This is a genomic window from Micromonospora sp. TSRI0369 (genome assembly GCF_001905625.1).
Taxonomy (GTDB): Bacteria; Actinomycetota; Actinomycetes; order Mycobacteriales; family Micromonosporaceae; genus Micromonospora; species Micromonospora echinospora_A.
In genome coordinates, this window is sequence record NZ_LIVU01000003.1 from 284,648 (window position 1) to 296,500 (window position 11,853).

An 11,853-nucleotide genomic window follows, 5' to 3' on the forward strand; every position below is an offset into this window, starting at 1 on the left:
TGCCTCCTCGCGGCGCGGCGGCGAATGCAAACGAGCTTGGAACCCGCGGCGAGGATGGTCGAGGTGCTGCCGGCACCGCCCTCGGGGCCACAGTGGTTGGCCGAGGCGCAGGTCGCCGGGCGGCCCGCGTGGCGGGCAGCCTTCACTTGCCGATGTGCAGCGCCTCCCGGATGAACATCTGCGCGAAGGTCGGCGCGCCGGTGGTGGTGACCACGTCGATGAACTGACCGAGGTGGAGGTCCTCGGTCGCTTCCCGGACGAGCAGGTCGGCCAGGTCGGTACGGGAGGTGAACCGGCCGGGGAGCCGGCGCGGCTCGGCCCGGTAGTCGGTGACGCCGTCACCGTCGAAGAGGCCGGCCGGGCGGACGACGGTCCAGTCCAGACCGCTGTCCGCCACCACCTTCTCCATCCGCGCCATGTCGTCGTAGACGGTGCGTCCCATCTTCAGCAGGATCGGCGCGATGATCTTCTTGAACGTGAACGTCTCGCCCTCGGCGTGCTCGCCGCTGGTGCCGGTCGACGTCACGCAGACCAGCCGGCGCAGGCCGTGGACCCGCATCGCGGCGATCATGTTGGCGGCGCCCTGCGAGTAGACCCGCACGGTCTCCTTCGTGTACGGCACACCCAGCGTGGAGATCACCGCGTCCTGACCGGCGACGGCGGCATCGACAGCCGCGGCGTCCAGCACGTCCGCCCCCACCACCCGCAGGCTCTCGCCCCGCAGCGGGAAGGACTCCGGACGCCGGGTCACGGCCGTGACGACGTGGCCCCGGGTCATTGCCATCTCCGTGGCCAGCCGGCCGGTGGGCCCGTTCGCGCCGAACACCACGAGTTTCATCTGGCTTCACCTCTTCGCCGGCGCGAGGGTCGAACGATGGTCCAGCACTCGAACAACGTTCCAGTGCCCGTCCAATGTACTACGCTCACGGGCGGAACAGGCAGATTTCGGGCAAGGCGGTGACGGGATGGCGGAGCGGAGCCGGAGTCTGTGGCTGCGGACCACGTCCGCCGGGCGGCCCGATCCGCCGCTGACCCTCGAACGCATCACCGCCGCCGCTGTCGAGCTGCTGGACGAGAACGACGTCGGGCAGCTCACCATGCGCCGCCTCGCCGACCGCCTGGGCGTCGGCACCACCACGCTGTACTGGCACGTGGACACCAAGGAGGACGTGATCGACCTCGCGGTCGACGCGGTGTTCGCCGCCACGCCGCCACCGCCGCCGGGCGACGACTGGCGGGCGGACGTCACGACGCTGCTGAGCGAGCGGCGTGCCGCGCTGCTGCGGCACCCGTGGTCGGCGGTGATGCGCCGGCGTCCCGCGGTCGGCCCCGGCTTCCTGTCCTGGATGGAGTTCCTCCAGGCCACCCTGACCCGCGCCGGGTTCGCCTCGCGGGACGTCACCGCGGCGAGCTGGGTGCTCTACAGCCACGTCCAGGGCTCCGCGGCCAGCCAGGCAACGCTGCGGTGGTCGGCGGAGGAACGCCGGGAGGGCCAGCGGATGCTCGAGCGGCACAGCTCCCGCTATCCCACCCTGGCCGCGCAGCGGCACCTGCTGGACGACGACTGGGACACGAACTTCACGCTCGGGCTGGCGTACGTGCTGGACGGTTTGACCGCCCGCGCCGGAGTCGGCGCCACCTGACCCCGGACACGCCGAACCGGCCCGCGCCGGGCGGGCCGGTTCGTGGCGGAGTCAGAGGCCGAACTTCTCCGCCAGCAGCCGGCGGTCCACGTACTTGATCGCCGACGTGGTCTGCTCGCGGCCGATCTTGTACGCGGTGGCCACCTCGACCAGCCGCAGCGCCTGGTACTCGAGGGCGGCGAGGTTGTCCTCGTGGACGTTGTTCGCCTCGTGCCGCGAGACGCTGCACGTGCCGTACGGCGCGCCGTTGTTCGGCAGGCCGAGCACCTCCACGCTGGAGCCGTTCGGGACGATCAGCGAACCCCAGTGGCAGATGCAGTTGTGCAGCGCCAGGATGGCCGCCTGCTGACCGGCGTGCGGCATCGAGCCGGACGCGAACACCGACACCACCTTGTTCGCCAGGTCGCCCGGGATCGCGACCGGTCCGGAGTGGTCGATGAAGTCGAGGATCTGCGGAGCGGGCAGCCCGTAGTGCACCGGAGTGCCGATCATGATGGCGTCCGCCGCGACCAGGTCCGCGAGCGTGGCCACCGGAACGTCGGCGGTCTCGGCGTTGAGCTCGGCGTACGCCTTGTGGTCGAGCACCATCGGACTGGGCAGGTCGGGCACCTTGTAGAGCTGCGCCTCCGCGCCGGCCTTCACCGCCGCCGCCGCCGCGGCAACGGCCATCTGGTAGGTATTCCCGCTGCGGGAGTGGAAGATGATTGCCACCTTGATCACAGGAACGCTCCTCACGAGTCGATGCGCCTGGGCATCGCATGGACCATCTACGGGCATCCTGTCGGCCGCGACCCGCACGGCAAACGGCGCGGATCTTAGTTAGTCACCTCGGCGTCCGCCGGGCCCGCGACCTGACAGAACCGGCTCGTCGCCGTTGACCGGTCCGTCCTGATCCGGGTGTGCTGCGCCCATGTCGAACGCTTCCGAGGAAACGCCCGCCGCACCCACCGACCCCGCCGCGCTCCTGCCCCTGTTCGAGCGCGCGTTCAACAACCGCGATCTCGACCAGCTCGAGCGGCTCTACGAGCCGGACGCCCTGCTGATCCTCGCCCCCGGCACGGTCCTGACCGGCGACGAGAGGCGTTCCCGCAGCCGGGAGGAGCAGCACTTCCTGCCGATCAAGGTCGCCGTCCGCCACCAGTACGTCACCGGCGACATCGCTCTGGTGATCAACGACTACGTCCACGAGGGAACCGGGCCGGACGGCACCCCGCTACGGATCGAGGGCACCGCCGTCGACGTGCTCCGGCGCGGCGCGGACGGCGCCTGGCGCTGCGTCATCAGCAACCCCGCCGGCCTGGGCACCGCCGGGCCCACCGCACCCTGACGACTGTCGACGCCGGGCCGCAGTGGCGCCGGTGACCGGCGGGCCGGCTCCCCTCGGCAGACCAGGTGGAGCCGGCCCGCCGAGGGGAGCGACCGCGCCAGGCTGGCCCGCCCGCGAGGGCATCCCGGCCGTCCGCGGGCCCGGTCCGGACGGTCAGCCCGTCAGCCGGGCCACGATGTCGGCGGCCGGCCCCGGCACGGCGGACGCGAAACCGGTCCCGGCCCACAGGTTCAGCGCCTCGGCGTCGCCCTGGCGCGCCGCCGCGGCCCGGATCGGCGCGGTCAGGTGGTGCACCGCCGGGTAGGCGACCGGCGCCGCCTCGGAGTAGGCGTCGGTGAAGCGGTTGCGCAGGGCCCGCGCCGGATGACCGGTGAACGCCCGGGTGACCACGGTCCGGCGGAAGTCGCCGGAGAGCATCGCGGCGCGTTGCGCCGGCCGGGTGCCGGCCTCGTCGGCGAGCAGGAACGCGGTGCCGCTCTGGACCGCCGCCGCGCCGGCCGCGCGCAGCCGCGCGACATCCTCGGCGGACGACGTTCCGCCGGCCACGACGACCGGCAGATCCGTGACCGCCCGTACGGCGGCGAGCAGCTCCTGCGCCTCGCCGCGCGGCCGGTAGCCGGCCGGATCGGTGGTCGACGCGTGCCCGCCCGCCGTGCCCGCCTGCGCGACGAGCGCGTCCGGGCCGGCGGCGACCGCCCGGCGGCCCTCGTCGGCCGAGGTGACGGTGATCAGCACGTGGCATCCGGCGTCGCGCAGCGCCCGCACCACACCCGTCGGCGGTACGCCGAACGCGAAGCTCACGAGCGGGACCGCGTACGCCACCGCCACGTCCACCTTCGCGGCGAAGTGGTCGTCGTCGTGCGGGCGCGGCGGCGGCAGGTCCACCCCGTATCGCTGCGCCTCCGGCAGCAGCAACCGGCGGTACGCCTCCACCGGCGCCGGGTCCGGCTCGGCCGGGGTCGGCACGAAGATGTTGAGCCCGTACGGCACGCCGGCCGCGCGCATGGCGCGTACCTCGTGTTCGACGGCCTCGGGGGACTGGTAGCCGGCGGCGAGGAAGCCGACCGAGCCGGCCCGGGCGGCGGCCGTGACCAGCGCCGGGTTCGACGGACCTCCGGCCATCGGGGCGACCAGGAGGGGAGGAAGCAGCTCGGGCATGGCGTGACCCTACGTCGGTTCCGGACGACAGCGAGTGCGGGGAACCCGTCCAGGGGTTCCCCGCACTCTTTGGGGGAAGGGGCTCAGATCCTGGCCGCTTCCTCGACTCCGGCCGGGGGAACCGGGGTCGTCTTCGCCCGCCGTCCGGGCATCCACCAGTTGGCGTTGCCGCACAGCTCCATCACCGCCGGGACGAGGATCATCCGGACGATGGTGGCGTCGACGAACACCGCCACGGCCATGCCCAGGCCGACCTGCTTGACCGAGACGTCGGGACCGAGCATGCCGGTGGTGAAGACGGCGATCATGATCGCGGCGGCCGCCGTGATCACCTTGGCGGTCCGGGCCAGACCACGGGTCACGGCCTGGCGGGTGTCGCCGGTGCGTTCGTACTCCTCGCGGATCCGCGAGATCAGGAAGACCTCGTAGTCCATGGAGAGGCCGAACAGCAGCGGGAACATCATCATCGGCACCCATGTCGTGATCGGCATCGAGGTGGGGAAGCCGAGGGCGGACCCGAGCCAGCCCCACTGCACGATCGCCACCAGCACACCGAAGGAGGCCCCGATGGACAGCAGGTTCATCACCGCCGCCTGCAGCGCGATCGTGACCGACCGCACCAGCACGACCAGCAGCAGCAGGGACAGCAGGATGACCACGGTGATCATCACGGGCAGCCGCGAGCTGGTCTCCTCCGCGAGGTCGATCGCGCCGGCGTTCGGGCCGCCGAGATAGACCTCGCGGCCCCCGGAGGCCGCGGGCAGCACGTCGTCGCGCAACTTGTGCACCAGGTCCGCGGTGGCCTCGTCCTGGGCGCCGGTACGGGGGAAGGCCATGAAGACGGCGGCCTGCCCGTCCTGGCTGATCCGGGGCGGCGTGGCGTACGCGACGCCCTCGGTGCCGCTCACCGCGGCGACGACCGGACCGAGGTCGCTGTTCCCGTCGCCGACCTCGGCGGCGAAGATCAGGGGAGCGCCGTAGCCGGGGCCGAATCCCTCGGACAGGATCTCGTACGAGGTGTAACTGCTCCGGTCACGGGGCTGGACGCTGGCGTCGGGCAGGCTCAGCCGCATCGACAGCAGCGGCGCGGTCAGCACCAGCAGGACCCCGGTGGCCAGGAGCGCGGCGGTGACCGGGCGGCGCTGGACGACGCCGGCCCAGCGCTCGGCGAGCGTGCGGCGCTCCTGCTTCGGCGAGTCGGCGTCGGCCTGGCGAAGGGGTCCCCGGCGCGGCACGCGCAGGCCCTGGATCTTGTAACCGGCGAAGCCCAGGAAGGCCGGCATCAGCGTGACCGCGGCGATCATCGTCACCAGCACTGTCGCCGACGCCCCGAGCGCGACGCCGTTCATCATCTTCTGGCCCATGGCGATCAGGCCCAGCAGCGCGATCATCACGGTCGTGCCTGCGAAGAGGACGGCATGACCGGCAGTGGTGATGGCCTTGACCGTGGCGCTCTCGGGATCGTCCCCCTCCAGCAGGCTGTCCTTGTAGCGGGTCAGGATGAACAACGCGTAGTCGATGCCCACACCGAGGCCGATCAGCACGGCGATGAGGACCGTGAAGTCCGGCGAGGGGACCAGGTGCCCGACGAGCTTCATCAGCGCGACCCCGCCGAGCACCGCCAGCAACGCGGTCACGATCGGCAGGCCCATCGCCACGAGCGAGCCGAAGGCGAGGAACAGGATCACCGCGGCGGTCACCACGCCGACCGCCTCGGCCGGGCCCTGCGGGGGCGTCTCCGCCTTCTCCGCCCGCTCTCCGCCCAGCCCCAGCGTCACGCCGTCGCCGGAGGCGTCCTTGACCGTGTCGACGAGCGGCTTGGCCTCGGCCTTCTCCACGTCCATCGAGGTCAGCGGGATCGTCGTCCGGGCGATGCGGCGGTCGGAGGTGACCAGGTTGCGGTCGTCGTAGGGCGACACGATCGGCCCGGTCACCGGTGAGGCGTCCAGATCGGAGATGACCTTCTCGATCTTCTGCCGGGCCGCCGGGTCGTCGATCCCCCGCTCGGCCTTGATGGCCAGGGTGAGGGTGTCCCCCCGCTGCTCGGGGAAGTGCTTCTCGATCAGGGCCTGGGCTCGTGCCGAATGGGAGTCTCCGCCGGAGTAGACGTTGTCCGGGGCGGCGCCGTAGCGGAAGCCCAGGAACGCCAGCGCGATGACGCCGACGATCCAGGTCAGGAGCACCAGTCGACGACGCCGGTAACAGAACCGCGCCAATCCCGCCAGAGCTCCGTCTGTGCGGGGAGTCTCGGTAGGCATCATCTTCTCCTCAAGTCAATAAGCGCTCTACCTAATGGTCGTGAACAGGCACTTCTGTGTCGCCGTACGGATGCAGGCACTTCCTGGTCGCTAGTACCACGGTTGCGGTACTCCATTTGCAGTACACCTGTCGGTATCCGGTCAGCGCCGTATCCTGCGCTTTTTCTGTCGGCAGAGCGGCGCGGTCGCCCGCCGCCCGCCGGCGCGCCTGCGGGGCCGGTCGGGCCCGGATCGCCCGCTGCGGCGTCGCGGCCCGGTCGCAGCATGTTTCACCTGTTCAGGGCGGCTTCCGGGCGCTCGGGCCGTCGGTCGGGGTGGTTGCCGGCGAGGGCTATTTCGGTCATGCGAGAGGGTTCTGCCAATCGTGGCATTGTTTAGTTAAGTCCGATATCAGCGGGATGCTGCCTGATATATGACGGCTGCGCCCGGGCCTGCCGGATAGCTATGATGAGCGACGACGGTGATCGATGGCAAATGTTGTTGCTGTGGGGTAGCGTCACCGCCGAGTCCAGGCTTTTCTTGAGCTGTGTGCGCATATTCCGGGGGGATTATGACAACGGGACGGCCGCGGGAGAACCGGGCGACAGACGCAGCACGAAATCCGGTGTGCGCCGCCGGGGGGCCGGCGTCCCAGCCATGGGGCGGAGGGAGCGACGAGCAGGTCCTGCGCGAGATCCTCGGGGTCGACGTGCACCGCGAACTGATTGACTTCGCGGGCGGCGCCGGCGGAAATCCGCACCTGGTCGCCGAACTCGCGCGCGGGCTCGCCGAAGAGGGATTGATTCGGGAGAGAAACGGTCGGGCGGAATTGGTGTCCCGGCGAATTCCCCGGCGCGTGCTGAGTTTCGTCATGCGGCTATTGAATGATGTCAGCGCCGACTGCCAGCAGTTCCTGAAGGTTGCCGCGGCATTGGGCAGATCCTTCATGCTGGAGGACGTTTCGAGAATGCTGGGCCGATCGTCGGCGGCCCTGCTCCCGCCGGTGGACGAGGCGATCGCCTCGGGCTTCGTCGTCGCCGCCGAGCATCAGCTCGCCTTTCAGAGCGACTTCCTGCTGCGCGGCATCATCGAGTCCATTCCCGGGCCCGCCCGCGACGCCTTGAGACGTGAGGCGATGAGCCTTTCCGGGCGACGGCGCCCGGCGGCCGACCAGAATCGCCGGTTGGACGCGGCGCCTACCGCGCCGGTGAGCGCGACCGGGGAGGACGCCACCGGATCCTGTTCCCGGGCGCACCGCCTGATAATGAACGGGAACGCGAAGGCCGGTATACGCGTCGCCGAGGCGGTTCTCGCCGGCCCGGCCGCGTCGCTCGCCGCCCGGCGTGACGCGGAGGCGTGTCTGGTGCTGGCCGATCTGCTGCTCGGCGGGGAGGGCGGCGACCCGATGACCGAGGCGATCCTGCGCGAACGCGACGCCGAGTCCGGTGACGCCGCGCTCGCGATGGCGCTGACCGCCCGGTCCACCGGGCTGTGGTCGGCGGGAAAGCTGGCGGAGGGCCTGAAGCTGGGACGGGCGGCGGTGCGGGCGGGCGCGGAGGTCGAGCCGGTGTGGCGTCTGCACGCCCAGCTCGCGCTCGCCGGGAAACTCGCGAACCTCCGCGAGTTCGACGAGGCCGAGGCGTTGATCAACGAGGCGGAAGCGGGTTTGCGCGGACTGCCCGCGCCGATCTGGACGGCCGCGACGGCGGTGATGCGGTCCCGGTTGCTGCTCCAGGCCGGGCGGATCGGGGAGGCGCGTCGGGAGGCGGCGCTGGCCACCACCGCCGTGGAGGGGGACGCGGTGCCGATGCTGCGGCCCCTCGCCTACGCGGTGCTCAGCACCGCCTCCTTCTACATGGGGGACCTGCCCGCCGCGATCGAGTACCTCAGGCGGGGGCAGCGGGACGCGGACCGCCACGTGGTCCTCGACTCGGTGCAGTACTCGTGGGCGGAAGTGCTGATCACGGTCAAGCAGGAAGGCCCGCGGGCCGCCGCCCAGATGCTCGCGGGCAAGCACCACCGCCTGCCGACGCAGCGCCGCCTCTACGTCGAGGTGCCGAGCGCCGCCGCCTTCCTGGTCCTGCTCGCCCGCGACGTGGATGACCGTGACCTCGAACGCCGCGTCCTCGACACGGTCAACGGGCTCGCCGCGGACAACCCCAGGATCCAGGTCGTCAGCCTCACCGCCATGCACGCCCACGCGCTGGCGAACAGCGCTCCGGCGGCCCTGGCGCTCATCATCGTGCAGTCACGGGACCCGATCTCGGTGGCGCTGGCCACCGAGGAACTCGCCAAGCTCTACGCCGCGCAGGCCCAGGCGGGGGGACGGCCGGCGACGCCGGCCCGCGCCGAGGAGGCCGCCACCCCGCCGGCGAGCTGCTGGTCGACCCTGTCCGACATGGAGCAGCGGATCGCCTACCTGGTGAGCGTGGGCCTGACGAACCGGCAGATCGCCAAGCAGGTCCACCTGTCCGCGCACACCGTCAACTACCACCTGCGGAAGATCTACCGGAAACTGGGTTTCAACACCCGGGCCGAGCTGGCGCACGCCGCGGCCACGTACTCCGGCCGGGCGGCGATCTACTCCATGAGCGGCGACCAGGACTGGGGCGCCGGATCGATGACCGGCAAGGCCAGCTGAACCCCATTCCCGGCGTCCGCCGGCTGAACCGCGCCCCGGCGTACGCCGGCCGGTTCAGCCGGCGGACGCCGGCTGGCGTGTGGTGGCCAGCGCCGGCCGGACCGCCTCGTGCGCGATGAAGCAGCGGGTCAGTTCCACCCGGCTGTTGATGTCGAGCTTGGAGAAGACGCGCCGCAGGTGACTGTCGACGGTGTGCGGGGACAGGAACAGCGAACTCGCTGCCTCGCGGTTGGTCATCCCGTCCACGATGGCCCGCACGACCCGCAGCTCCGCGCTGGTCAGGCTCTCCCACCCCGACCGGGGCCGGTCGGGGACCAGCGGGCGGACGTTGTGAGCCGGCAGGCCACGCAGCTCGGCCTCCACGCGCTCCAGGTCGCGTCGCGCGCCGCACTCCCGGTAGCCGTCCGTCGCGGCTTCGAGCAGACGGGTGGCCTCGGCCCGCTCCCGGGTGCTGCGGGCCGCGTCCTCCACCGCGCCGGCCGCCGCGAACGTACGGCCGGCGAGGCGGTGCAGATCCGCGGCCCGCAGCAGCGCCGCCGGATCGCCGCGCAGGAGACCCGCGGCGTGCTCCGCCGCCGCCGCCAGCGACTGGACGAACGGGTTGCCGCGGGCGACGCGCCGGGCGACCTCCACGGCCCGCTCGGCCTCCGCGTCGAGCCCCGCCCGGCGGGCCTGGCGTACGAGCGTCGCCGCGGCGGCCGGCGCCTCGGTGAACAGCAGCGGATCGGGTACGACCTGTCCGGCGACGTTGATCAGCGTCTGCACCATCATCGCCGGACGGCCGCTGGCCGCGTGGAACCGGGCCAGCGCCCAGTCCATCCGCACCGAGTCGTCGGCGGAGGCCAGCCGCTCGGCCGCCCGCAACTGGTCGCTGGCCGTGGCGAGGTCACCGTGGTGCACGCTCAGGTGGGCCAGGACCAGGCGCGCCGGTACGCAGTCGTCCTGCCGGGAGTGGTCGGCGGCTCGCAGCGCCGCCTCCGCCTCGGCGCGTGCCTCGTCCAGCCGTCCGGCCGCTGCCAGCAGCTCGGCCCGGTGGCCGCGCCAGAGCGACTCCGAGCCGGTGTGACTGGGCTCCTGCGCCAGCGGTCGTACGGTGTCCAACACCGCCTGCGCCTCGTCGAGCTGATCGGCCGCGCCCAGCGCCCGGACCAGCCAGGTCCACAGCGGCCGCCGGCCGGGCGCGCAGCCCGTCGACTGGTGCCGGGGCTCCGGCCCGGCGGAGGAGGCGCCGCCCAGGTGCTTCGTGGTGTCCGCGAGCGCCCGGTCCAGCTTGGCGCGGTCCAGCTCGCACACGTCGTGGCGGGCCTGCGTCCGGCGCAGGAAGCCGGCCGCCAGGCGGTGGCTGCCGGCGGCCCGCATCCCGTGTCCCAGTTCGAGCACGAGCTGCGCCTCGACGTCCGCCGGGAGGTCGCGGCGGAGCATCACCTCCGCGAGGCGGCCGGCCTCGGCGGCCCGCCCCGCCCCGGCCAGCAGGCGCAGCGCACGGGCCAGCGCTCGTGGCGCCTCGGCGGATCCGTTCTCCAGGTGGGACACGGCGGCTGCCACCACGTCGTCGCACCCGCACCGGCCCGAGCGCGGCCCCGCCGTCGCGGCGGGCGTGGCCGCGTCCGGCGCGGAGCGCGTGACGCGTACGCCGGCGGGGGAGTGGGGCGTCCCGGGCCGCGGATCGGGCCGCCCGCGCCGGACCGGGTCGCCCGCCGCCGGTGCGGGCGCGGATCCGGGCTCGGCACGCTCCGGTTCCGGGTACGCGGCGTGGCGAAGCGCCTCTCCGAGCACCGGGTGGGCGAAGGTCAGCTCCGCGCCGTCGCGTCGTATCAGCCCGACCCGCACCGCCTCGTCGATCGCCGCGGACACGTCGGCGGCCGACCCGTCCAGCAGGCCCGTCACCCGGTCGACGGGGAACGTGTGGCCGAGCCGGCCGCCGGCCGCGAGCAGGCGCCGCAGCGGGGGCGGCAGCTCCTCCAGCAGCCCGCGGACGGCGGCGAGGACACCGTCGGGCAGCTCGTCGGACACCACCGACGCCGCCCCGTCCACGATGATCATCTGGCCGGCCTTGATGAACGCGCTGAAGACGATCTCCATCACCTTCGGGTTGCCGCCGCAGCGGGCCGCCCAGCGCAGGACGGAGGCGTCCGGCCGGGCGCCGAGGATGCCGGCGCACAGATCGGCCACCGCCTCCTCGCCCGGCTCGCGCAGCCGTACCCGTACCGCGACGTGCTCGGCCAGCCAGTCGACGGCGTGCTGAGCGATCGACCCGGCGGCGACCGGCCGGCGGGCCAGCAGCCAGAGCACCGGCGAGGACGCCAGGCGCGGCACGAGTCCGCGCAGGGCCAGGGCGCTGACGTCGTCGATGCGCTGGGCGTCGTCCAGGGCGACCACGAGCGGGCGCCGGCGCGCCGCGACCTCGACCAGATCGCCGACCCGGTCGATCAGCCAGAACGGGTTGGCGCCCGGCAGGGCGAGCTGCTCGACCGCCGCTTCGCCGGGCATCGCGTGGCGCAGGAAGTTGACGAGCAGGTGTACGGGCACCGGCTGATCCGTGACGCTTGCCCGCCCGGCCACCACTGTCAGCCCGCGGGCCGCCGCCTCCAGGCCGGTGACCTTCAGCAGGTGGGTCTTGCCGATGCCGAACGGCCCGTCGACGACGACGCAGCCCCCGGATCCCCGCATGGTGGCGTCGAGCAGTTCCCCCAATGAGGACAATTCCTGCCCGCGCCCCGCCATGCGATTCATGATGACCATCCCGATTTCCTCTGCTGAATCGTCCGACGTGCGCCGCGAGCCGATGTCCCACCGCGTTCGACCGTCCGTTCTGGACAGTTGAACGCCGGACCGGGGCGGGCTACT

Annotated in this window: 8 protein-coding genes; 3 read left to right on the forward strand and 5 right to left on the reverse strand. The window is 72.6% G+C overall.

Annotated elements, in window-relative coordinates; translation table 11 throughout:
• Window positions 1-142: 142 nt before the first annotated feature.
• Complete coding sequence (locus tag AMK25_RS10150) at window positions 143-838, reverse strand: NAD(P)-dependent oxidoreductase (protein ID WP_073827918.1); 696 nt, start codon at window positions 836-838, stop codon at window positions 143-145.
• Between the two features lie 127 nt (window positions 839-965).
• On the opposite strand from AMK25_RS10150, the gene AMK25_RS10155 reads away from it, so the two are divergent.
• Complete coding sequence (locus AMK25_RS10155) at window positions 966-1,643, forward strand: TetR/AcrR family transcriptional regulator C-terminal domain-containing protein (RefSeq protein ID WP_073827919.1); 678 nt, start codon at window positions 966-968, stop codon at window positions 1,641-1,643.
• Between the two features lie 51 nt (window positions 1,644-1,694).
• Here the strand turns inward: AMK25_RS10155 and AMK25_RS10160 are convergent, their stop codons facing one another.
• On the reverse strand, window positions 1,695-2,363 hold the full coding sequence (locus tag AMK25_RS10160) for an NAD(P)H-dependent oxidoreductase (RefSeq protein WP_073827920.1): 669 nt from the start codon (window positions 2,361-2,363) through the stop codon (window positions 1,695-1,697).
• 190 nt (window positions 2,364-2,553) lie between these two features.
• Between AMK25_RS10160 and AMK25_RS10165 the strand changes: the two genes are divergently transcribed.
• Window positions 2,554-2,970: a YybH family protein gene (locus tag AMK25_RS10165; RefSeq protein ID WP_073827921.1), complete on the forward strand. Its 417-nt coding sequence runs from the start codon at window positions 2,554-2,556 to the stop codon at window positions 2,968-2,970.
• A gap of 153 nt (window positions 2,971-3,123) precedes the next feature.
• Here the strand turns inward: AMK25_RS10165 and AMK25_RS10170 are convergent, their stop codons facing one another.
• Complete coding sequence (locus tag AMK25_RS10170; protein WP_073827922.1) at window positions 3,124-4,128, reverse strand: nitronate monooxygenase; 1,005 nt, start codon at window positions 4,126-4,128, stop codon at window positions 3,124-3,126.
• Window positions 4,129-4,211: 83 nt separating this feature from the next.
• Window positions 4,212-6,311, reverse strand: a complete 2,100-nt coding sequence (locus tag AMK25_RS10175) for an MMPL family transporter (RefSeq protein WP_198937495.1) — start codon at window positions 6,309-6,311, stop codon at window positions 4,212-4,214.
• Between the two features lie 1,021 nt (window positions 6,312-7,332).
• On the opposite strand from AMK25_RS10175, the gene AMK25_RS10180 reads away from it, so the two are divergent.
• Window positions 7,333-9,006: a LuxR C-terminal-related transcriptional regulator gene (locus tag AMK25_RS10180; protein WP_073827924.1), complete on the forward strand. Its 1,674-nt coding sequence runs from the start codon at window positions 7,333-7,335 to the stop codon at window positions 9,004-9,006.
• 54 nt (window positions 9,007-9,060) lie between these two features.
• Here the strand turns inward: AMK25_RS10180 and AMK25_RS10185 are convergent, their stop codons facing one another.
• Window positions 9,061-11,730 (reverse strand): helix-turn-helix transcriptional regulator, encoded by a 2,670-nt coding sequence (locus tag AMK25_RS10185; protein ID WP_198937496.1) that lies wholly within the window; start codon window positions 11,728-11,730, stop codon window positions 9,061-9,063.
• Window positions 11,731-11,853 lie beyond the last annotated feature (123 nt).

Excerpts from the sequence above, each read along its gene's own strand:
- AMK25_RS10155 (WP_073827919.1), top strand. The coding sequence starts at position 966 with ATGGCGGAGCGGAGCCGGAGTCTGTGGCTGCGGACCACGTCCGCCGGG.
- AMK25_RS10180 (WP_073827924.1), top strand. The coding sequence starts at position 7,333 with ATGCTGGGCCGATCGTCGGCGGCCCTGCTCCCGCCGGTGGACGAGGCG.
- AMK25_RS10185 (WP_198937496.1), bottom strand. The coding sequence starts at position 11,730 with ATGGCGGGGCGCGGGCAGGAATTGTCCTCATTGGGGGAACTGCTCGAC.
- AMK25_RS10170 (WP_073827922.1), bottom strand. The coding sequence starts at position 4,128 with ATGCCCGAGCTGCTTCCTCCCCTCCTGGTCGCCCCGATGGCCGGAGGT.
- AMK25_RS10165 (WP_073827921.1), top strand. The coding sequence starts at position 2,554 with ATGTCGAACGCTTCCGAGGAAACGCCCGCCGCACCCACCGACCCCGCC.
- AMK25_RS10150 (WP_073827918.1), bottom strand. The coding sequence starts at position 838 with ATGAAACTCGTGGTGTTCGGCGCGAACGGGCCCACCGGCCGGCTGGCC.